Annotated in this window: 10 protein-coding genes; all 10 read left to right on the top strand. The window is 73.3% G+C overall.

Annotation, left to right across the window (positions count from 1 at the left end; genetic code table 11):
* Positions 1-156 precede the first annotated feature (156 nt).
* The 10 genes from ACFYTE_RS16290 (at position 157) to ACFYTE_RS16245 (ending at position 23,868) form a co-directional block, all read left to right on the top strand.
* On the top strand, positions 157-1,854 hold the full coding sequence (locus ACFYTE_RS16290; protein WP_388710041.1) for a condensation domain-containing protein: 1,698 nt from the start codon (positions 157-159) through the stop codon (positions 1,852-1,854).
* Positions 1,844-3,685 carry an amino acid adenylation domain-containing protein gene (locus ACFYTE_RS16285; RefSeq protein ID WP_388710039.1) on the top strand — a complete coding sequence of 614 codons (1,842 nt, stop codon included), beginning with the start codon at positions 1,844-1,846 and terminating at the stop codon, positions 3,683-3,685. The genes ACFYTE_RS16290 and ACFYTE_RS16285 overlap by 11 nt, the downstream gene beginning before the upstream one ends.
* Positions 3,682-8,289, top strand: coding sequence for a beta-ketoacyl synthase N-terminal-like domain-containing protein (locus ACFYTE_RS16280; protein WP_388710037.1), 4,608 nt, complete (start codon positions 3,682-3,684; stop codon positions 8,287-8,289). The genes ACFYTE_RS16285 and ACFYTE_RS16280 overlap by 4 nt, the downstream gene beginning before the upstream one ends.
* Positions 8,282-9,535 carry a MupA/Atu3671 family FMN-dependent luciferase-like monooxygenase gene (locus tag ACFYTE_RS16275; RefSeq protein ID WP_388710036.1) on the top strand — a complete coding sequence of 418 codons (1,254 nt, stop codon included), beginning with the start codon at positions 8,282-8,284 and terminating at the stop codon, positions 9,533-9,535. The genes ACFYTE_RS16280 and ACFYTE_RS16275 overlap by 8 nt, the downstream gene beginning before the upstream one ends.
* Complete coding sequence (locus tag ACFYTE_RS16270) at positions 9,532-13,959, top strand: amino acid adenylation domain-containing protein (protein ID WP_388710034.1); 4,428 nt, start codon at positions 9,532-9,534, stop codon at positions 13,957-13,959. The genes ACFYTE_RS16275 and ACFYTE_RS16270 overlap by 4 nt, the downstream gene beginning before the upstream one ends.
* Positions 13,952-15,205: an MFS transporter gene (locus tag ACFYTE_RS16265; protein WP_388710032.1), complete on the top strand. Its 1,254-nt coding sequence runs from the start codon at positions 13,952-13,954 to the stop codon at positions 15,203-15,205. Before ACFYTE_RS16270 ends, ACFYTE_RS16265 begins: the two co-directional genes overlap by 8 nt.
* Entirely contained in the window at positions 15,202-18,390 is a 3,189-nt protein-coding gene (locus tag ACFYTE_RS16260; protein ID WP_388710030.1) for a condensation domain-containing protein, read from the top strand. The genes ACFYTE_RS16265 and ACFYTE_RS16260 overlap by 4 nt, the downstream gene beginning before the upstream one ends.
* 74 nt (positions 18,391-18,464) lie before the next feature.
* Positions 18,465-19,805 carry an enoyl-CoA hydratase/isomerase family protein gene (locus tag ACFYTE_RS16255; RefSeq protein WP_388710028.1) on the top strand — a complete coding sequence of 447 codons (1,341 nt, stop codon included), beginning with the start codon at positions 18,465-18,467 and terminating at the stop codon, positions 19,803-19,805.
* Positions 19,784-21,388, top strand: a complete 1,605-nt coding sequence (locus ACFYTE_RS16250; protein ID WP_388710026.1) for an AMP-binding protein — start codon at positions 19,784-19,786, stop codon at positions 21,386-21,388. Before ACFYTE_RS16255 ends, ACFYTE_RS16250 begins: the two co-directional genes overlap by 22 nt.
* Positions 21,385-23,868, top strand: coding sequence for an amino acid adenylation domain-containing protein (locus ACFYTE_RS16245; RefSeq protein WP_388710024.1), 2,484 nt, complete (start codon positions 21,385-21,387; stop codon positions 23,866-23,868). Before ACFYTE_RS16250 ends, ACFYTE_RS16245 begins: the two co-directional genes overlap by 4 nt.
* Positions 23,869-23,907: the final 39 nt, after the last annotated feature.

Here is a 23,907-nt window from a genome sequence, read left to right as displayed (position 1 = left end):
TGAACAAGACTGTGGGCGGATCGAGCGGACGGCGCCGTGGCCGAGTGCAATCCCCTGTCGGATTGCCGCCATTGACGCTGCCCGCGCTACGGGGGATATGAACGCAACGGGGGATTCTTTGCGTGTCATGCGTCGTGCCGACGGGTCCTGAATTCCATGGGATTCGTCGAGGAACAACTCATTGAACTGTGGTGCGCGCTATTCGGCATGACCGATGTGCCACCCGACACGGGCTTCGTCGCTCTCGGCGGCGACAAGGAAACGGCGTCAGTTCTGGCGTCCCGGATCGACGACGAACTCGGCGTGAACGTCACGCCGGAGGAACTTTTACAGGCGGACGGCCTCGGGGCCATGACCCGGCTGGTGCGCACGGCGATGGACGCGCGCCGGGCGTCGGCACCCGGACAGCCCACGGCACCGGCACCCGGACAACTCGCGGCCTCGGCACCCGGACGGCCCGCGGTGCCGTCCGGCCCGCGCCAGGGAGCACGCGAGGACCGGCCGTTGCTGTCCTTCGGGCAGCAACGCCTGTGGTTCATGCAGCAGATCGACCCGGCGACCACGCTGTACAACGTCCCGACCGTGCTGCGCCTGCGGGGCCCGCTGGACCGGGCCGCGCTCGGCCGGGCACTGGACCGACTGGTCGCCCGGCACGAAGTGCTCCGTACGACATACACGGCGCCCGGCGGCAAACCCTGCCAGGTGATCGCGCCCGCCGTGCCGCAGCCCCTGCCGTACACCGATCTGACCGGCCGCGCCGACGCGGCCGACGAAGCCAGGCGCCTCGCCGCCGAAGAGGCCGCGTCGGTCTTCGACCTGGCCGCGCGGCCACCCGTGCGGGCACGGCTGCTGCGACTGGCGCCCGACGACCACCACCTTATGATGACGTTCCATCACATCGCCGTGGACGGCTGGTCCTTGGAGATCTTCTACCGGGAACTCGGCGAACTGTACGGGGCACAGGCCGCGGTCGGCCCGGCCCCGCCCGACGGGCCCCGGCTGCAGTACGCGGACTACGCCGCCTGGCAGCGCGCGTGGCTGCGGGGCGAGGAGCTGGACGCGCTGATCGGGCACTGGCGCGCTGTCCTCGGCGACGACCCGCAGGCCCTCCTCGTGCCCACCGACCACCCGCGACCCGGCACCCAACGCTTCGACGGCGCCGTCGCAACCCACGAGATCGGCCCCGAACTCACCAATCTTGTATGGGAGTTCAGTCGCACGGAGCGCGTCACGCCGTACATGACCGCGCTCGCCGGCTTCGATGCGCTGCTCGCCGGCTGGTCGGGCGCCACCGACGTCACCGTCGGCACGCCGGCCGCCGGGCGGACCCGTCCGGAACTCCAGGACCTGGTCGGGTGTCTGATCAACATGTTGCCGGTCCGTGTCGGCCTGGACGGCGCCCCCGGCTTCCGGACACTGCTGTCGCGGGTGCGTGCGGCCGTGCTCGACGCCTTCACCCACCAGGACCTCCCCTTCGACAAGCTGGTGGAGGCCCTGGTGAACCGGCGCAGGCGGGACTTCCTGCCGGTCTTCCGCGTGATGTTCAGCTACCTCAAGGAGCGGCAGAACCCCGTCTTCAGGGGTCTCGACGAGTGTGTCCTGGATCTGACCGGGCCCCAGGACACCGCCAAGTACGACCTGAGCCTGTATGTCGAGGAACGCGGTGAACGCCTCGCGCTGACCCTCGAATACGACACCGACCTGTTCGGACCGGACACGCCCGCGGCCCTGCTCACCGCCTACGAACGGACGTTGGACGAAGCGATCACCTTCCCCGAGACGCCGGTGCCGAAGCTGTCCGCGACCCGGTTCGGCAGGCCCGGCACCGAGAGGAGCACCCATCGTGACCGTTGACCGACCGGATGACGTCGGTTCGGGCACGCTGCACGCATGGTTCGAGCGGCAGGCGGCCACGCGCCGCGACGCCGTCGCCGTGACCAGCGGTGGCGAACGGCTGACCTACCGGCAACTGGAGCGCGACGCCAACCGGCTCGCCCACCATCTGACAACGCTCGGGGTCGGCCCGGAGGTCCCGGTCGCCGTCTGCCTGGAGCGGACCGTGCACCTGGTGACCGCGCTGCTCGCGGTCCTCAAGGCGGGCGGCGCGTATGTGCCGCTCGACCCGTCGAGCCCGGACGAGCGCCTGACGCTCACCCTCACCGATGCCGGGGCAGCCGTGCTGCTCACGGACTCGCCCGGACGCGGTCTCGGCGCCCCGCACACCGTCCTGACCGGCCCCGGCGGCGTCGATCTGGCCGGCTACCCGGACACCCCGCCGCCGGACGGCGGCGCCGGACCGGCGAACCTCGCGTACGTCATCTACACGAGCGGTTCGACCGGCGCTCCCAAGGGCGTCATGGTCGAGCACCGCAATGTGACGGGCCTGCTGACCGGCACCCGCGACCGATTCGGCTTCACACCCGACGACGTGTGGTCCCTGTTCGCCTCCGCGGCGTTCGACGTCTGTGTGTGGGAGATGTGGGGCGCGCTGCTGACCGGAGGCCGCCTGGTCGTCGTGTCCGACCAGGTGCGCCGGTCCCCGGAGGACTTCCATGCGCTGCTGCACCGCGAGCGGGTGTCCGTGCTCAACCAGACCCCGGCGGCCTTCCGCCAACTCGCCCGGTACGAGGACGAACACCCGCACACCCCGGGGCTCACCCCGCGCCTGGTGATCTTCGCCGGTGAGGCGCTGCCACCGGGGATGCTGCGCTCGTGGATCGCCCGCCACGGCGACCGCGCTCCCGTCCTGGTGAACATGTACGGAATCACCGAGACGACCGTCCACTCCACCTACCGTCGCATGACCGCCGACGACCTCGACACCGCGCCCGGCGGCATGATCGGCGAGGCCATCGACGGCTGGACGATGCGCGTGCTGGACGAGAACGGTGAGCCGGCCCGAACCGGGGAGCCGGGCGAACTGCACGTGGGCGGAGCGGGGGTGGCCCGCGGCTATCTGGGCAGGCCCGCGCTGACCGCCGAACGCTTCCTGCCCGACCCGGACGCGGGGGAGCCCGGCGCCCGCCGCTACCGGTCCGGGGACGCCGCCCGGCGCACGACCGACGGCGACCACGAGTATCTGGGCCGGCTCGACCACCAGGTCAAGATCCGCGGATACCGGGTGGAACCGGGCGAGATCGAAACCGCCCTGACCCGGCATCCCGCGGTCCGGGAAGCCGTCGTGACCGTCGGCGCGGACCAGACGGGCGCCCCCCGCCTGGTGGCGTACTGGGCGGGCGACCCGGCCGGGCCCTCCGAGCTGCGCGAACACCTGCAACGGACGCTGCCCGACTACATGCTGCCGAACGTGTACGTGCCCCTCGACCGACTGCCGTTGACGATCAACGGCAAGGTGGACCGGCGGGCGCTGCCCGCCCCGGACGCGGCCCGCCCCGAGCTTGACGCGGCCTTCGCCGCCCCCGTGACCCCCGTCGAGAAGGCACTCACGGACATCTGGACGGATGTCCTGTGCGTGGACCGTGTCGGACTCGACGACGACTTCTTCGAGCTGGGCGGCCACTCCATGCTCGCCACGCAGGTCGTGGCGCTCGCCCGCGAACGCCTCGGTCCCGCCGCGACGCTGCGGCTGCTCTTCGACCGGCCGACGGTACGGGAGTTCGCCGCCGCACTCGACGCATCGCAGGCCACCGAGGCCCCTTCCACCGCGCACGGGGAGAACGCATGACGAGCGAAGCGGAACCGCCCGAGCAGTCCATCGCCATCATCGGCATGAGCGGACGCTTTCCCGGCGCCGCGAGCGTCGACGAGCTGTGGCGCCTGGTCGTGGCCGGGCAGGAGGGCGGCACACGCCACTCCGACGCGGAGCTTGCCGCGGCCGGGGTGCCCGAGCGGCTGCTCGACGACCCGGCCTATGTGAAGTCGGGCTTCCCGCTGGAGGGCTTCGACCTCTTCGACGCGGACTTCTTCGGCGTCACCGCGGCGGAGGCCGAACTCATGGACCCGCAGGCCCGGTTGCTCCTCGAAACCGCCTGGGACGCCCTGGAACGGGCCGGGCACCCGCCGCGGTCCGCCGAGGGGCGCACCGGGGTGTTCGCCGGCACCTCCGGGACCGCATATCTGCTGGACCGGATCGCGGCAGGCGGCCGGAGCGGAGCGGTCTCCGACGAACTCCAGGTGGCCATCGGCAACGACCCCGGCATGCCGGCCCTGCGCATCTCGTACAAGCTCGGCCTGACCGGGCCGAGTCTCACCGTGCAGAGCGCCTGCTCCTCGTCCCTGGTGGCGGTCCACCTCGCCGTGCAGTCGCTGCTCACCCGCGAGTGCGACCTGGCCCTCGCGGGCGGCGTGGCGGTGCGCGCGCTGGAGCCGCGCGGCTACCGCTACGAGGAGGGCGCCATCCTGTCGGCGGACGGCCACTGCCGCCCGTTCGACGCCGCCGCCACCGGCACCGTCTCCGGCGACGGCGTCGCCCTCGTGGTCCTCAAGCGGCTGGCGGACGCCATCGCGGACGGCGACCACATCCACGCCGTCATCCGCGGCTGCGCCGTGAACAACGACGGTTCGGCGAAGGTCGGATTCACCGCCCCGTCGCCGCGCGGCCAGGCCGAGGTCATCGCCGAGGCGCTGGCGGTCGCCGGGATCGAACCCGGCACGGTCGACTACGTCGAGGCGCACGGCACCGCCACCCCGCTCGGCGACCCCATCGAGGTCCAGGCGCTCACCGAGGCGTTCGGCCCCGGCCTGCCGGCCGGCTCGGTGCACCTGGGATCCGTGAAGTCGAACGTCGGACACCTCGACGCGGCGGCGGGCGTCACCGGACTCATCAAGGCCGCCCTGGCCCTGGAACACCGCTTCATCCCCCCGACGGCCCACTACCGCAGCCCCAACCCGCGGCTCCGGCTGGACACCTCACCGTTCCGGGTCGACGCCGAGGGAACCGGCTGGCCCGCCCGCGACCACCCGCCGCGGGCCGGCGTGAGCGCCTTCGGCATCGGCGGCACCAACGCGCACGTGGTGCTCGAAGCCGCCCCGTCCACGCGGCCGGTGACCGCCGACCGCGCGGGCGACTGGCATGTCCTGCCGCTGTCGGCCCGTACCCCCGGCGCCCTCGACGAGGCGGCGGCACGGCTGGCCGGCGCCCTGCGCTCCGCGGACGGCACCGCCCCCCTCGCCGACATCGCGTACACCCTGCAACACGGCCGGGACGCCTTCCCGTACCGCCGTGCCGTGGTGGCCGACAGCCTGCGGGGCGCGGTCGCCGCGCTGGAACGGCCGGCCCGGGACGGCGCGCCCGTCCCGGCGGCCGGCGCGGCCCCGGCCGTGGTGTTCCTGTTCCCCGGACAGGGCAGCCAGTACGCCGGCATGGGCGCCGGCCTCTACCGCACCGAGCCGGTGTTCCGCGCCGCCCTGGACCGCTGCGCCGAACTGCTGCGGCCCGACCTCGGATGGGACGTGCGGGACGTGGCGTTCGGCGCCGGCGAGGAGGGCGGCGAGCGGCTGCGGCAGACCCTGTACACCCAACCGGCCGTCTTCAGCGTCGACTACGCACTGGCCCAGCTGCTGCTCTCCTGGGGTGTGCGCCCCTCGGCGATGACCGGACACAGCCTCGGCGAACTCGTCGCGGCCTGCCTCGCCGAGGTGTTCACCCTGGAGGACGCCCTCCGCGTGGTGGCACGGCGCGCCCGGCTGATGCAGGACCTGGCGCCGGGCCGGATGCTGTCCGTGCCGCTCGACGCGGCAGAGCTGGAGAAGCTGCTGGACGGCCGCGCCACCGTCGCCGCCGTCAACGCGCCCGGCTCCTGCGTGGTCGGGGGCACGGCCGAGGAGATCGCCGACGTGCGCGGGCTGCTGACGGCGCGGGGCGTGCACGTACGGGAACTGGCGACCTCCCACGCCTTCCACACCGCGCTGGTCGAGCCCGCGCTGCCGGCCCTCGCCGCGGCCCTTCGCGAGATACGGCTGGAGGAGCCCAAGGTCCCCTTCCTGTCCAATGTGACGGGTACCTGGATCACCGACGCGCAGGCCACCGACCCGGACTACTGGGTGGCCCACACCCGCCGCCCGGTGCGCTTCTCGCACGGCGTCGGCGCCCTCGCGACGCTGGGGCACGCCGTGCTCGTCGAGGTCGGACCCGGGAGCCAGCTGAGCGGCCTGGTGCGCGCGCACCCGGAGCCCGCCCCCGTGGTGACGCTGCTCGGCCGTCCGCGCGGCGAGGACCGGACGCCGGAGAGCCGGACCGTACGCGAAGGGCTCGGGGAGCTGTGGCGGCACGGCGTGCCCGTCGCCTGGGCGGGGCAGCACCGGGGCGAACCGCGCCACCGGGTCCCGCTGCCCGGCTACCCGTTCCAGCGGCGAAGCCATCTGCTGCCCCGGCCGACGGCGGCGCCCGGCACCGTACGCCGGGACCCGGCCCGCTGGACCTACACCCCGGTCTGGCACCGCGCACCCCTGCCGCGCACCGCCCCCGCCGACGAACCGCGCGACTGGCTGGTACTCGCCGACGACCAGGGCCTGGCCGACGGGGTGACCGACCGGCTGCGCGCGCGGGGCCATGCCGTGACGACCGTGCGCATGGCGCAGACGTACGCCAGGACGACGGACGACTCCTTCGACGCCGACCCGGCGGACCCGGACCACCTCGGGCAGGTCGTCAAGGAACTGCGGCGGTCCGGCCGGCCACCGCACCGGGTGCTGCACGCCTGGAGCGTCACCGGCGCCGAGGAGCAGTCCGACACCGTCGCCCGCTACACCCGCGCCCTGGACACCGGTTTCCACACCCTGGTCACCCTCGCGCAGGCCCTGGGCGAGGCGGGCGAGGACCGCCCGGTACGCATCGACGTGCTCACCGACGGCCTTCAGGACGCGCACGGCTCCCCGGTGACGGCGCCCGAGCGGGCCACCCTTCACGGCGCGGTCACCGTGCTGCCCCAGGAGTACGCCTGGCTGAGCTGCCGCAGCATCGACGTGACCCCGCCCCAGGACGCCGCGGACCGCGCGCGGCTCGTCACACACCTGCTGGCGGAGCTGACGGGACCGGGCGGCGACGCCCTGGTCGCCTACCGCGGCACACAGCGGCTGCGCCGGGCCTTCGCACCCGTCGCGCTCGATGCGGCACCCGTCGCCGTGACGTGGCGCGAGGGCGCCGGATACCTCGTCACGGGCGCCTCCGGCGAGGCCGGGCTGACCTTCGCCGAACAACTCGCCCAGGCGGGCGCCCGGCTCCACCTGATCGGCGACCCGGACTTCCCCGCCGAGGACGCCTGGCAGGACTGGCTGTCCGGCGCGATGGGCGACGACGACCGGGTGCGCGCCAGGATCGCCCGCCTGGCGGCGCTGCGCGCCGGCCGGCCGGACGACATCGCCTACCGCGCCGCCGATCTCGGCGACCTCGGCGAGGCGGCCCGCGCCGTCACCGAGGCACGGACGCGACTGGGCTCGCTGCGCGGCGTCCTGCACTGCGTGGACACCCGGGGCTCCGGCCTGGTGGCGCTGAAGACCCGGAAGGACTTCGCCGCCGTCCTCGACGCCCGGGTCAGGTCCACCCTGCTGCTGGACGAACTGCTGCGCGCCGAGCAGCTGGACTTCTTCCTGCTCGGCTCGGCCACCACGGGCATCGTGGGCGGGTTCGGCCAGGCGGACAACACCGCGGTGGCCGCGTTCCTGGACGCCTTCGCCCAGGCGGGGGCCGCGGCCGGACGGCCCACGGTGGCCGTCGACTGGTCGCAGTGGGAGTGGGACGACTGGTTCGAGCAGCAGATGGCCGGCCTGCCCGAGGTGCGGGACCGGTACGAACGGCTCCGCCGCGAACAGGGCATACCGGTCGAGGAGGGCCTGGCCCTCGCGCGCGCGGCACTCGCCGCGGGACTGCCCCAGATCGTGGTCAGCACGGCCGACTTCCAGGACGTCCTCGCCGACCAGTCCGGGCTGACCGCCTCGGCGTTCACCGACTCGCTCGGGGCGTCCCGGGACCGCTCCGCGGACGGCTGGGACCCGGCCACGGTGTGGCCGGACGACGAAGTCGCCCAGTCCGTGGCCCGGGTATGGCACGACATGCTGGGTGTGTCACCCATCGGCCCGGACGACGACTTCTACGACCTGGGCGGCAACTCGCTGTTCGCCATCCAGATCGTCGGCCGGCTGCGGCAGACCCACGGCGACTTCCCCATGAGCGCCGTCTTCGAGGCGCCGACGGTCGACAGCCTGGCCGCGGCCATCCGCGCGCACCAGGCGGAGTCGATCGGCCTCGACGAGTTCGAGGCGCTGCTGAGAGAAGTGGAGGGCCTTTCCGCCGCGGAGGCCGAAGCCAGGCTGAGGGGTGAAGATGTCTGACGCGACCGACGTCGAGAAGCAGCTCAAGGAGCGCCTGTCCTCGCTGACACCCGGCCAGCGTGCCGTACTGGAGGCGTCGCTGCGCAAGCGGAACGCCAAGGCACCCGAGGGCCTGGACGGCGGCCCGCGGCCCGCGCCCCGGCCGGCCGGCGCACCGCGCCGGACCCGTCGGCCGGACAGCGCCATGGACTTCAGCCTGTTCTTCTTCTCGGGGGACGGCACCGCCGACGGCCCCGGGAAGTACCGGCTGCTGCTGGACAGCGCACAGTACGCCGACCGGCACGGCTTCACGGGCATCTGGGTTCCCGAGCGCCACTTCGTGGACTTCGGCGGCCTCTACCCCAACCCGTCGGTGCCGGCGTCCGCGATCGCCGTGCTGACCGAACGCGTCCAGATCCGCGCGGGCAGCGTGGTCCTGCCGCTGCACCACCCGGTGCGGGTGGCCGAGGAGTGGGCGGTCGTCGACAACCTCTCCGGCGGCCGGGCGGCCGTCTCGGCCGCGTCCGGATGGCACCCCGACGACTTCCTGCTGGCCCCCGGGGACGGGCAGCGGCGCTACCGGCGGCGCAAGGACGAGATGTTCGAGGCGATCGACGTCATCCAGCGGCTGTGGGCCGGGGAGACGGTCGAACTGCCCCGCGCCGACGGCTCCTTGCAGGCCGTACGCACCCTGCCCAGGCCCCTTCAGCCGAAGCTCCCGATGTGGATCTCGGCCCAGGGCAGCGTCGAGACGTTCGAACGCGCCGGGGAGATCGGCGCGAACCTCCTCACCGGACTCGTGGCACAGCGGCCGGCGGACCTGAAGGACAAGATCGCCGTCTACCGGGAGGCGCGGCGCGGATCCGGCCACGACCCCGCCACGGGCCGGGTCACCGCGATGGTGCACACCTTCCTGGGCACCGACGAGGACACCGTCAAGGAGATCGTCCGCGCGCCGCTCACCGGCTACCTGAAGACGTTCCTCGCCCAACAGGACAACACGGGCGGCGAGTTCTCCAAGCTGGACGAGGCCGGACGCCAGGCCATGCTCACCGCCACCTTCGAGCGCTACTTCGACACGCTCGCGCTGCTCGGCACGCCGGACTCGTGCGAGTCCCTGATCGAGGACCTGGTGGACATCGGCGTCGACGAGGTCGCCTGCCTCATCGACTTCGGTCTCGACCCCGAGCAGGTGATGACGGGGCTCGGTCACCTCACCGAACTCAAGGACCGGTACCGGCGTGCGCCGGAAGGAGAGCAGTCGTGACCGATCTGTCAGCCCGACTGGCCGGCCTCACCCCGGCCCAGCGCGCCCTGCTGGACCGCCGGATGCGGGAGCGCAACCGGTCCCCGGCGGCGCTGACCCGGATACCGCGGCGGCGACGCGGCGACCGCATCCCGCTCACCGTCGACCAGGAACGCATCTGGCTCATCCACCAGTTCGACCCCGAAGACCCCGTCTACAACGTCTACTTCGCCTCGCGGCTGCGCGGCGAACTCGACACCGGCGCCCTGCAGCGCGCCGTGGACGCCTTCGTACAGCGCCACGAGGCGATGCGCACCACCTTCGAACGCGACGGCCTCACCCCCGTGCAGGTGGTGCACGACGCACTGGCCGTGCCCGTCAACCACCGGGACCTGCGTTCCCTGCCGGCCGGGCGCCGCGAGCAGGAGATGCGACGGCTCGCCACCGAGCAGCTGCGCACCGCCTTCGACCTCGTCGAAGGGCCGCTGCTGCGGATCGATCTGCTGCGCATGGACGAGCGCGAGCACGTCCTCGTCGGCACGGTCGACCACCTGGTCTGGGACCGCCAGTCGATGGGCGTGTTCAACTCCGAGTTCGCCGAGCTGTACAGCGCGTTCGCCACCGGCCGCGAGCCCGAACTGCCCCCGTTGGAGGTGCACTACCCGGACTACGCCGAGTGGCAGCCCGAATGGCTGCGCGAGGAGGTCCGGCGCAAGCACCTGCCGTACTGGAAGAACCAACTCGCGGGCGCCGACCTCGTCCTGGAGCTGCCCACCGACCGGCCCCGCCCGCCGGTGCAGACCTTCAACGGCGCGCGGTACCAGTTCCGGCTGTCCGCGGACCTCACCCAGGCGGTCAGGGACCTCGCCCGGCGCGAGGAGGTCACGGTCAACATCGCGCTGCTCGCCGCCTGGCAACTGCTGCTGCACCGGCTCACCGGGCAGCGGGACATCGTGGTCGGCACCACGTCGTCGACCCGCAGCCGGCCGGAGACCGAGCCGATGATCGGCTACTTCCTGACGATGCTGCCGCTGCGCACCCGGGTCCGGCCGGAGATGACCGTCCGTGAGCTGCTTCAGGCGACCCGGACGACCATGATGGGCGCCTTCGACCACCACGACATCCCGTTCGGCACGCTGCTCGACGAACTCGACGTCGCACGGGACCCCAGCCGCACACCCGTCTACCAGACGTCCTTCATCCTCGTGGACTTCCACCACGAGGCGGAGACCGCCATGGCCGGGCTGACCGTCGAGGAGCTGATGCTCGACAACCGCACCGCCAAGGACGATGTGACCCTCGGTTTCTTCGACGACCCGGCCCTCGGGGAGGACCACTTCCTCGGCCTGTTCGAGTACAACTCCGATCTGTTCTCCGAGGGCACGATGATCCGGATGAGCGGGCAGGTCGAGCGGATCCTGGAGCAGATCACCGCCGATCCCGGCCGGGCCGTGCGCGATGTGTCGCTCATCGGCCCGGACGAGGCCCACACCCTGCTGGTCGAGTGGAACAGGACCGACACTCCACGCGAGGCGGGTCTGCGTCTGGAGGACCTGATCCGCCGCCGGGCCGAGGCGTCGCCGAACGCGGTCGCCGTCTCCTGCGGGGAGGAACGGCTCACCTACGCCGGGCTCGTCGAGCGCGCGGGCCGGCTCTCCGGCCGTCTGCGGCGCCGGGGCGTGATGGAGGAGACCGTGGTCGGGGTCTGCCTGGAACGCTCCGTCGACCTGGTGGTGGCCCTGCTCGGCGTCCTGATGTCCGGCGGCGCGTATCTGCCGCTGGATCCGCAGCACCCGCGGGAGCGGCTTGTTGCCATGACGTCCGACGCGGGCGCGGCGTGCCTCGTGACCCGGTCGGAGCTGAGCGACACGCTGGCCGGCTGCCCGGGCGTACGGATCCTGGTCGATGCCACCGACGCGCAGCCCGCCGACGCGCAGGCCGCCGACGGGCAGGCCGCCGACGGGCAGGCCGCCGACGGGCAGGCCGCCGACGGGCGGGTCGCCGAGGGGCGGGTCGTCGACGGGCGGGTCGTCGACGGGCGGGCCACCGACGAGCAGCCTGCCGACGCGCAGGCCGCCGACGGGCGGGCCACCGACGAGCAGCCTGCCGACGCGCAGGCCGCTGACGGGCAGGCCGCCGACGCGCAGGCCGTCAACGGGCAGGCCGCCGAAGGGCAGGCCGTCAACGGGCAGGCCGCCGAAGGGCAGGCCACCGACGAGCAGGCCATCAACGGGCAGGCCATCAACGGGCAGGCCATCGACGGGCAGGCCGTTGTGACGGAGCCGGGCGGGGGGTGGCGCCCGGCGGCACGCGACGGGTGCCTCGCCTACGTGATCTACACCTCGGGTTCCACCGGCCGCCCCAAGGGGGTCGAGGTCACCCACCGCAACCTGGTCAACCTGCTGCTGGCGATGGCCGACGAGACAGGCCTCGGCCCGGACGACGTCCTCGCCGCCGTCACCCCCGTCACCTTCGACATCGCCGGCCTGGAGCTGTACGCGCCGCTGATCAGCGGCGCGCGGGTGCACATCGTGCGCAAGGACGAGGCGGTGGACGGCCGTCGGCTCGCCCCCCTGCTGGCCGAGACCGGCGCCACCGTGATGCAGGCCACCCCCGCGACCTGGCATCTGCTGGTCGAGACCGGCTGGCGCACCACCGGCCTGCGCGTCCTCGTCGGCGGCGAGGCGCTGCCCGCGTCCCTGGCCGAACAGCTCGTCGACCGGCCCGGCCGCACCTGGAACGTGTACGGCCCGACCGAGACGACCATCTGGTCCACGGCGCACCGCATGGACAGCGGCGCCGAGCCCGTCTCCATCGGGCGGCCCCTGGCCAACACCCAGGTGTATGTGCTGGACGAGCTGATGCGGCCGGTGCCGGTCGGCGTGCCAGGCGACCTGTACATCGGCGGCGACGGCGTGGCCCGCGGCTACCGCGGCCGCCCCGCACTGACCGCCGAGCGGTTCGTCCCCGACCCGTTCGGCACCCGGATCGGCGGGCGGCTGTATGCGACCGGCGACAAGGTCAGGCTGCGCGAGGACGGCACCCTGATCTTCCTCGGCCGCGACGACGGCCAGATCAAGCTCCGCGGCTTCCGTATCGAACTCGGAGAGATCCAGGCCCGGTTGGAGTCGCACCCCGCGGTCGGCCGGGCGGTGGCGCTCGTCCGCGAGGACCGGCCGGGCGACCGACGCCTCGTCGGATACGTCGAGAGCGCACACGGTGACGAGCCGCGCGTCGAGGAACTGCGCGAGCACCTGCGGGCGTTCCTGCCCGACTACATGATCCCCACCGCCTACGTGGTGCTGGACACCTTCCCGCTCAACACCAGCGGGAAGATCGACCGCAAGGCCCTGCCGGCCCCCTCCGCCGACCGGGACGGCACCGACTACGTGCCGCCGCGCGACGCCGTCGAACTGGAAGTCGCCCACATCTGGGAGGACGTGCTCGGCGTCCGCCCGGTCGGCCTGCACGACCGGTTCTTCGAACTGGGCGGGCACTCCCTGCTGGTGCTGCGGCTGATGGCCGAGATCGAGAGGCGGTTCGGCCGGCAGCTGCCCATGGCGGCCATCTTCCAGGGCGCCACCGTCGAACGCTTCGCGCGCATGCTGCGCGAGGGCTACCGGGAGGAGACCGGAGTCCACCTGGTGGAGCTGGCCCCGGGCGGCAACGGCAGCCCGCTGTTCTTCGCCCACCCGGCGGGCAGCGAGGTCGTCTGCTACATGCCGTTCTCAGGACTCGTCGAGCCCGCGGAGCGCCCGCTGTACGCGCTCGCGTCCCCGCCGCCGGTCGACGGGGCACTGCCCTTCGCCGGCTTCGCGGCACGCGCCGCCGCGTACGCGGGGCTGATCCGGGAGGTCCAGCCGCAGGGGCCGTACACGCTGGTCGGCTGGTGCTACGGCGGCTGCAACGCGTACGCCGTCGCCCACGAGCTGGAGAAGTCGGGACAGGACGTACACGTCATCATGATCGACAGTCATGCTCCGGCCCAGGTCCCGGCCGGCTCCGAGCCCGACCGCGCCGAGATCGTCGAGGCCATCGCCGCCAATCTGCGGTGGAGTTACGGCGACGACCTGAAGCCGGTCGGCGAACTGCGCGGGATGACCCCCGACGAGCACCTCGACTACCTCCTGGCCATCGCGCGCGCCGCCGACTACCTGCCGCCCGACGCCGGGCGGGAACAGATCCGCGACGTGGTCGACATGTGGCTCGCCAACCTGCGGCTGCTGTGGAACTACCGGCCCGAGCCGCTGCGGGGCAGGGTCGCGCTCATCCGCGCCGCGGACGACGAGCACGACGTGACGGAGTCCTGGCGTGAACTCGCCGGTCCCCGGCTGGACGTCCGCGCCGTTCCCGGCAACCACTACACGGTGATGCGCGCCCCCCTGATCGCAGGTGTCGCGGCCGTCGTCAACGACATGCTCGGCGAGGGAGCCGGCGGTGCTTGAACTCCTCAAGGACGGAACGTACATCCGCTACTGGCTGGCCGTGGTCGCGTCGTTCCTCGGTGACGCCATCACGAAGATCACGCTGCTCTACGTGGTGGCCACCCAGACCGACGACCCCGTGCTGTTCGTCTCGCTCGTCGTCATCGCCCAGTTGCTGCCGTCCGGGGTGCTCGGCGCGTTCGTGGGCCCGCTCGCCGACCGGATGCCGGCCCGGCTGCTGCTCGTCGGCTCGGACCTGGCCCGGGTGGTGATCGCGCTGGGCATGATCGCCGTGCGCGACTCGCCCTGGCTGCTGATCCTGCTCACCCTGCTGAGCGGCGTCGGCAAGGCGTTCTTCGAGACCGCCCGGATCACCGCCATCCCGAAGATCGTCGGGAGTCACAGCATCCCGTCGGCGGTGGCCCTGTTCCAGAGCACCAACCACACCCTCAACCTGGTGGGCCCCGCTCTGGGCGGCGTCCTGCTCGCCCTCGGCGATGTGTCCGTGATCTTCGTCATCGACGCCGCGACCTTCGCGCTCTCGGCGCTGCTGCTGGGCAGCATGGCCGTCCTGCGCGAAGTGCCGGGGCGCGGTCCCGCGGGGGGCGGCGAGCCGTACCTCAGGGCCCTGCGCACGGGCGTCAGCGGTGTGCTGAAGGTGCCCTCCCTGCGGTTCCTCGCCGTGTTCCTGGTGCCGGTGATGCTGGTGCTGGGACTGTTCACCACCAACATCAACACCCAGCTGCTGAACGTCTTCGACCTGTCCGCCTTCGACTACGGTCTCGCGCAGGCATGCTTCGGCGGCGGCGCGATCCTCGGAGCGCTGCTCGGGCCGGTGCTGGTGCGGCGGTACTCCGACCACGGGCTGCTGGTCGGCTCGATCCTGCTGTTCGGGATGTCGCTGATCCTGCTGGCGCCCACCTCGGGCACGCGCGACCACCTCGGACTGACCGTCGTGGCCGCCTGGTGCCTGCTGTCCGGACTGGGCTCGGGGCTCTTCCAGGTGCCCGTCGCCAACACGCTGCTGCGCGACCTGCCGGAAGACCTGCGCGGCAGGGGAGTCGGACTGCTCAACGCCCTGATGGTCAACTTCATGGTGCTCGGCGTCCTCGCGGGCGGCCTGACGGCCGAACTGCTGGGCACGGCGGAGTCGATCATCGCCGCCGGTGTCGTGCTCGTCGCGGCCGGAGCCGTCCTCGCGGTCCCGGCACTGCACCCGGCCCCGGCCGCCGCGCCCGACCCCGCCGAATCGAGGACCACCCGATGACGACTCATCCTCCCTTCCCGCTGACCCCGGCCCAGCGGCGGCTGTGGGCGCTGGCCCGGATGCGGCCCGGCGATCCGTTCTTCAGCATCCCCTTCGCCGTCACGATCGACGGTCCGCTGCACGGGCCGGCGCTGGCACAGGCCCTCGACCACCTCCTGCGGCGGCACCCGGCGCTGCGGACCCGGATCACCCGGAACCCGGCGGGTGAACCCGTGCAGGCCGTCGCCGCACCGGAGCCCGTCCGCCCGGCCCTCGTCGACTGCGCCGAAGCGGACCCGGCGGGGCGCGAGAAGCGCGCGGCCGAACATACCGCCCGGTTCGCGCGGACGCCCTTCGCCCTGGAGGACGGACCGCTGTTCCGCACGGAGCTGCTGCGGCTCGACGAGAACACCCACCGACTGCTCGTCGCCGTGCACCACATCGTCTTCGACGGCGCATCACTCGACGTGTTCACCTCCGAACTGGCCACGCTCTACGACGCGTTCGCCCTGGGCCGCCCCGCACCGCTGCCCGAACCCACCGTCTCCTACACCGACTTCCTGACCCGCCGGGCCGAGCTGGACGAGCGGAACCGGGCCGCGCATCTGCGCTACTGGACCCGGCGGCTGGCCGGCGCGCCCGATGTGCTCGAACTGCCCGTCCTGCGTCCACGCCCCGTCCACAGCGACCACGCGGGCGGGCGCCGCACCACCGTCATCCCGTCCTCGGTGGTCGAACCGCTGCGCCGGCTCGCCCGCGGCAGACGCGCGACGCTCTTCATGGTCCTCAAGGCCGCCTGCGACGTGGTGCTCGGCCGGTTCGGCGGCACCGCCGTGCTCACCGGCATGGCGGTCTCCGGACGCGACAGCGCCGACAGCGCCGGGATCGTCGGCTATCTCGCCCGGCCCGTCGTGCTGCGCAGCGACCTGTCCGACGACCTGGCGTTCGGCGAACTGGTCACCCGGGTGCGCGACGACGTGCTGGACGCGCACGACCACGCAGATCTCCCCTTCGACGAGGTCATCGACGCGCTCGGCGTGACCCGCGACATGAGCCGCCACCCCCTGTACCAGGTGATGTACACCCACCAGTCGGCCGCGCCCGTCCACCTGGCGGCCGGTGCCCGCCTGACCGTGGGCGAGCTGCGCCTGCCCACCATGAAGGTCGACCTGGCCGTCGACACCGTCGAGACCGACGACGGCCTGCTCGCCCTGGTCGACTACCGCACCGACCTGTTCGACGCCGCCACCGCCGACCGGATACTGGGCCGGCTGCGCACCGTCCTGGAACGCGTCGGCGCCGACCCGGGCCGCACCGTCTTTGCCCTGGGGCTGCCCGGTGAGGGCGAACGCGTCGCGCTCCTCGACGCATGGAACCCCGCCCGCGACGAGCCCGCCGAGGAACGCTGCCTCCACGACCTGGTCGAGGAGCAGGCCCTGCGCACCCCCGACGCGGTGGCCGTCGAGACCGCCCGGCAGTCCTGGACGTACCGGGAACTCGACACCGCGGCCGACCGCGTGGCGCACCGGCTCCACGCGCACGGGACCGCTCCCGAGACCCGCGTCGGTATCTGCGTCACCGAGACGCCCGAACGGGTGGCCGCGCTGCTCGGCGTCCTGAAGGCGGGCGGCGTCTGCGTGCCGCTCGATCCCGCCCTCCCCGCGTTCCGGCTGCGTCTGGCCGTCGACGAGATCGGCATCGACACGGTCGTCGCCGACGCCCGCTCGGCCTCGCTGTTCGACCACACACGGCTGCACGTCCTTCAGGTGGCGCCTGCCGCCGGCGGCGGCACCCCGCGCGTGCGCGCCCGGGTGAGCGCCCGCAACGCGGCGTGGATCCTGCACACCTCCGGCACCACCAGCGAACCCCGGGCCGTCGTCGCGGAGCACCGCAATCTGGTGAGCCGGCTGCGCTGGGCCGGGCGGAACCTGCCCGAAGGCGCCCTGGACTCGGTGGCGTCGTGCGGTCCGGTGGACAGTCACCGAGCGGTCTTCGAGGTGTTCGCCCCGCTGATCCACGGGGGGCGCGTGAGCACGTCCGAGGCGAGCGGGGCCTCCGCTCGGTACGTCGTTCCCCCGGTGCCGGTGCCGGTGCCGGTGCCGGTGGCGGTGGCGCCCGCGGCCCCACAGAGCCACCCGCACACCCTCATCACCGGCGGCGACCTGCTCATCCCCGAGGCCGTCCAGGAGGCCCACGAGGCCGGCGCCCGGCACCTGCACCACCTGTACACCTGCGCCGAGACCGCGGGCCCCGCGCTCGGCGGGCCCCTCGCACCCGGCGAGCCCGTCACCCTCGGGCTCCCCGCCGGCTGTACGGCCTACGTCCTGGATCCGTCGGGCCGGCTGGTCCCGCCGGGCGTGATCGGCGAACTCCACATCGGCGGCGCGGCCGTCACCCGGGGCTACGCCGAGCAACCCCGGCTCACCGCCGAGCGGTACCTGCCCGATCCGTTCGCGACGCGGCCGGGCAGCCGCCTGTACGCCACCGGCGACCTGGTGCGGCACACCTGCGACGGGCGGCTGGTGTTCGCCGGGCGCGCCGGGCAGCAGGCCGTCGTCCGCGGCACCCGGGTGGCCTTCGCCGACGTCGAGGCCGCACTGCTCGCCCATCCCGAGGTCGCCCGCGCCGTGGTGACCCGCGCCGGCGACGAAGACGGTGCGGGGGCCGGGGACCGGTTGGTCGCAGCCGTCACCGCCCGGCCGGGGGCGAGCCCCACCGAGGAGGCGCTGCGCGCCTACCTGCTGGAGCGGTTGCCCGGCCCGATGCGACCCGCCCGGATCGCGGTCCTCGACCGGCTGCCGCTGCTGCCCGGCGGCGCCCCCGACCGCGCCCGGATCGCGACGGCCCTTCACGGAGCTGCGCCGCCGAGCACCGAGGAGCAGCCGCTGAACGAGACCGAGCGGCTGGTCGCGCGGGCCTGGCAGACGGTACTCGGCCGCCCGGTCGCCACCGGCGAGAACTTCTTCGACGCCGGCGGCAACTCACTCCTGCTGATCCGGCTGCAGGAGCGGCTGCACACCGCGCTGGGACGGCGGGTCGACGTCGTCGACTTGTTCCGGCACTCCACCGTGCGGGCCATGGCGGCCTTCCTCGCGGGCGGCGCAGCCGGGAAGGAACGGGCCGCCGGCGCCGACCGACGGGCGCAGGCCCGCCTGGAGGCGCTGCGCGCACGCGGCAGGGGACGCGGCCACGACCGACGGCGATGACGAACCATCCACGGGGGACGGCACGACGGAGTGCTGCCTCGCCCCCGGCAGCCACTTCAGCGCTGGGAGACGACATGGGGAACCACGACCACGACCGGCCGGCCGACGCCGCGCCCGCACCGGAGAAGGGATACGCCGACGACAGCACCGACACCACCGCCTTCCTCGCCCGCGCCGCCGAGGCCCTGCGCGCCCTGCCCGCCAAGGGTGAGCGCAGCGGCGCGCAGCAGGCCACGGCCGAGCGCATCCACACGGGCGCCCGCCGCGCCCGCCGCCGCTTCCTCGAACGGCACGCGGACACCGTCTACGCCGAACTGACGGACGACCGCAGGGCGTCGCTGCGCCTGGGCGACCTCGCCGACCAGGCGTCCGAGCTGCACCCCGGCCTCGTCCCCACCAAGGAGGAGATCGAGGAAGAGCGGGTCCTGCCGCAGCGGGACAAGGAGGGGCGGGAGATCGACCAGGGCATCTTCTTCTGGAGCCTGCTGAACTCCCGGGCCGCCGGACCCCACCTGATGGACGCCATGCGCCGGCCGACCGGTCAGGCACTCGCGGCGCTGCCCGGCTTCCGCGCCGCCGGCAGCGTCGACCTCGGCATCGTCACGGTCCGCCGGCACGGCGAGATCGGCGAAGTGACCGTGAACAACGCACGGTTCCTCAACGCCGAGGACGACCTCCTCGTGACGGCCCTTGAGGTCGCCGTCGACCTCGTCCTGCTCGACGAGTCGATCCGGGTCGGGGTGATGCGGGGCGCCGAGATGACCCACCCCCGCCACGCGGGCCGCCGCGTCTTCAGCGCGGGCATCAACCTCACCCACCTCTACCGGGGCGAGATCTCGTTCATCGACTTCTTCCTCGGCCGTGAACTCGGCTACATCAACAAGATCTTCCGCGGTCTGAGCGCACCGGACGACAGCGGCGCATGGCTGCCCGAGCCCGTCGAGAAGCCCTGGATCGGGGCCGTGGACGGCTTCGCGATCGGCGGCGGCGCCCAGATCCTGCTCGTCTTCGACCGGGTGATCGCCGCGGACGGCGCCTACTTCAGCCTGCCGGCACTCCGCGAGGGCATCATTCCCGGCGCGGCCAATCTGCGGATGCCGCGGGTCGCGGGCAACCGGCTCGCCCGCCAGGCCGTCTTCGCCGACCGCCGCATCGACGCCGCCACCCCCGAGGGACGGCTGCTGTGCGACGAGACCGTTCCCGGGGACCGGCTGGACGAGGCGGTGCGGGCAGCGGCCGACGAACTGGCCAACCCCGCCGTCGTCAACAACCGGCGCATCCTCCATCAGCACGAGGAACCCGAGGACGTCTTCCGCCGCTACATGGCGTCGTACGCCGTCGAGCAGTGCAAGCGCCTGTACAGCCCCGACCTCGTGGAGACCCTGGACCGCACATGGATATCGAGGAACCGGTGACCGCCGTGTCCGAGCGCACCTATCACGACCGGACCTTCTACCAGAGGTTCGAGGAGTCGGCCCTGCTGTACCCGGACCGGCCTGCGCTGGAGATCCGCGACGAGGTGCTGACCTACGCCCAGCTGCGCCGCCTCGCCCTCACCCTGGCCGTCCGCATCGTGGAGAAGCACGGCGCCCCGCCCCGACGGGTGGCGCTCGTCGGCTCCCGCTCGGTGGCCACATACGCCGGCTACCTCGCGATCCAGCGGCTCGGAGCCGGAGTGCTGCCGCTCAACCCGGACCACCCCGAGGAACGCAACCTGGACATCGCCCAGCGGGCCGGAGCCGAGACCGCCGTGGTGGTACCGAGGGCCGCCGGGCTGTTCCTGGCGCTCCCGGAGCGCCACCGGCCGACGCTGCTGGAACTCGACGAGGCCGAACGCGCCACGGCCGAGCCGTCCGACGGCCTGCTCCCGCCCCTGCCCACGGACCTGGACCGCGAGGCGTATCTGCTGTTCACCTCCGGCTCCACCGGCCAGCCCAAGGGCGTACCGATCAAACAGCGGCACTTCTCGCCCTTCCTCCAGCACAACATCCCCCGCTACGAGATCGGCCCCGGCAGCCGGCTCTCCCAGGTGTTCGGGCTCACCTTCGACGCCCACGCCTACGACCTGTTCGCCACCTGGGGCGGCGGCGGCACCCTCGTCGTCCCGACCGCCGACGAGCTGTACCGGCCGGTCGACTTCATCGTGGAGCGGAAGCTGACCCACTGGTTCTCGGTGCCGTCGGTGGTGCGCGAGGCACAGCGGCTCGGCAACCTCCCGCTGGGCCGGGCCGTCACCCTGCGGCACAGCATCTTCGGCGCCGAACCCGTCACCCTGCAACACGCCAGGCTGTGGCGCGAGGTCGCCCCGCACACCCAGATCCACAACGTCTACGGTCCGACCGAACTCGCCCTGTGCGTCACCGACCACCGTCTGACGGGCGACGGTTCCCACTGGCCGGAGCCGCGGGGCGGCACGGTGCCGATCGGCACCATGTACCCGCGCATGGAGGGCGTCCTGCTCGATCAGGACGGCAGGACCGCCGACGAGGGCGAACTGTGTGTGCGCGGGCCGCAGCGTTTCGACGGCTACCTCGACCCGCGCGAGAACACCGGCCGCTTCGTCGCCTACGAGAGGGGCGGCACGGCCGTGGCCTACGACGGCAGCGGCCCGCTCACCGACCGCCACTGGTACCGCACCGGCGACCGGGTCCGCTGGGAGGGCGATGTCATGGTGCACTGCGGCCGGCTCGACCAGCAGGTCAAACTCCGCGGCCACCGGGTGGAGATCGGCGAGGTGGAGGCGGTCATCCACCGCCATCCGGACATCGTCGACACCGCCGTCGTCGCCGTGTCCAGGGACGGCGAGACGGAGCTGGCCGCCGGCTACGCGGGCAGGGAGATCCCCGCGGCGGAATTCGACGCATGGCTGCGCGAGCGCCTTCCGCTGCACATGGTGCCGACGCGGATCGTCCGTCTGGACCGGCTCCCGCTGAACGACAACGGCAAGACGGACCGCAGGGAACTGGCGCGGATCCTCGACACGGGGGAGGGCACATGAGGGACGTGCTGGACTTCTGGCGCGACGAACTGTCCGGCCTGGAACCACTGGAGCCGCCCACCGACCGACCGCGCCCGGCGGCACGCGCCGGCACAACGGCGAGGCACGCGTTCACCGTGCCGGCTGTGACCGCCGACGCGCTGCGCAAGGCCGCGGCCCAGCACGGCACGACGCCGGACGTCCTGCTGCTCGCCGCCTACCAGGCGCTCCTCGGGCTGTACAGCAGGCGGCGCGACATCGCCGTGGGCGTGCCGGCGCACGGCACCACCGTGGTCGTCCGCACGGATCTGGACGGCGACCCGACGTTCGGCGCGCTGGCCGTGCGGGTCGCGGCCGGCGTCGAGCGCGCACGGGCCCACGCCCGGCTGCCCTTCGAACGGCTCGTCGCCGCGCTCGCTCCGGAACCCGACACCGGCCACCACCCCCTGGTGCAGGCCCTGTTCAACGCCGCTCCCGCCGCCGGCGCCTGCCCGCCCGACCTGGCGCTCGATGTCGCGGACGGCGGCGAACCGGAACCGGTCGCCCATCTGACGTACCGCACCGAGCTGTTCGACCGGGAGAGCGCCGAGCGGCTGGCCGGGACGTACCTCACGCTGCTCGCCGCCGCCACGGCCGAGCCGGGCGCGCCCCTGAGCGCCCTCGACCCGCTCACCGCCGGCGAGCGGCGGCGCCTGCTGACCGAATGGGCGGTCAACCCGGTGGCATGCCCCACCGACCGGGGCGTGCCGGACCTGGTCGCCGAGCAGGCCGCGCGGCGGCCCGACGCGGTCGCCGTGGTCTTCGCCGGGGGGCAGCTGACGTACCGTCAACTAGTGGCGCGTTCCGAAGCGCTGGCGGGACGGCTGCATGCCCTGGGAGTCGGGCGTGACGTCCCCGTCGGGGTCTGTCTGGAGCGCGGGCCCGAGTTGATCGTCGCGCTGCTCGCGGTGCTCAGGGCCGGCGGCGCCTATGTGCCGCTTGACCCCGAACACCCCGCGCAGCGACTGGAGTTCGTCCTGCGGGACACCGGCGCACCGGTGCTGATCGCACCCGAGTCACTGCGCGGACGCCTCGCGCGGGGTCGCACCCTGGTGCTGCCGGACGAGGCCGACGATGCCGCCGAGGCCCCCCGCGACACCCCGGCCGGCCGGCCCGGCGACCTGGCGTATGTGCTGTACACCTCCGGATCCACCGGGACCCCCAAGGGCGTGGCGGTCACGGTCGGTTCGCTGGTCAACCTGCTCTTCGCGATGCGGACCGCCTTCCCGCCGCCCGCGAGCGAGACCGTGCTCTTCGCCACGTCGCCGACCTTCGACATCGCCAACGTCGAGATGTTCCTGCCGCTCGTCACGGGCGGACGGCTGGTGGTGGCCGACAAGGACCAGGCGCGCACACCCCGGGCCCTGGCCGCGCTGATCGACACCCACCGCGTCACGCTCGTCCAGGCGACCCCGTCGGCCTGGCGGGCGCTGGTGGCCGCCCTGTCCGAGCGGCCCGCGGCGCGCGGACTGACCGTCCTGAGCGCCGGGGAGCCGCTGCCGGCCGACCTGGCGGCGACGATGCTCACGGTGGGCGACCGGGTCGTCAACGGCTACGGCCCGACCGAGGCCACCATCTACGCGACCCTCGCCGAGATCCGCGATCCGGCCCGCGGTGTGCCGATCGGCAGGCCGACCGCGAACACCGAGGTGTACGTCGTCGACGAGCACGACCGCCCGGTGCCCGTGGGCGTGCCCGGCGAACTGCTCATCGGCGGGGCCGGGGTGGCCCGCGGCTACCTGGGCCGGCCGGAGCTGACCGCCGAGCGGTTCACGGTCCACCCGTTCCGCGACGACCCCGCGCCGCGCGTGTACCGCACCGGGGACCTGGCGCGCTGGCGGCCGGACGGCACCCTGGAGTTCCTGGGCCGGCTCGATCACCAGGTCAAGGTCCGCGGGTTCCGCATCGAACTCGGGGAGGTCGAGTCGGTGCTGACCGCCCACGCGGACGTCGCCTCCTGCGCGGTGACGGTCCGTGAGGACGTACCCGGCGACAAGGCGCTGGTGGCCTACTGCGTGCCCGCCGCGGGCCGCACGCTGTCCGTCACCGCACTGCGCGAGTGGTGCGGCCGCACCCTGCCCGGCTACATGATCCCCTCCGCGTTCGTCTTCCTGACGGGACTGCCGCTCTCCTCCAGCGGCAAGACCGACCGCGCGGCGCTGCCCGCACCCGACGGCGACCGCGGCGGCCTCGACGCCGCCTATGTGGCACCGCGCACCCCCGCCGAACGCGCCGTCGCCCGCATCTGGTCGGCCGCACTGTGGGCCGACGAGGTCGGCGCCCACGACGACTTCTTCGAACTGGGCGGCGACTCGCTGATCGCGACCCGGGTGGCGCTACGCCTTCAGGAGGAGTTCGCCCTTGAGGTGCCGGTGCAGGCCCTGTTCACCCACACCACCGTCCAGGCACTGGCCCGGGCACTGACCGCGGCGCGCAGGAGCGGCGGCGGCGTGGTCGTATAGCCGCCCCGCCCTGCATCGCCCTGCCCCGCCCCGCCCTGC

This window comes from Streptomyces sp. NPDC004629 (assembly GCF_042873595.1).
Taxonomy (GTDB): Bacteria; Actinomycetota; Actinomycetes; order Streptomycetales; family Streptomycetaceae; genus Streptomyces.
Note: the sequence above shows the minus strand (reverse complement) of the source record. Positions and strands in the feature narration are given on the sequence as shown.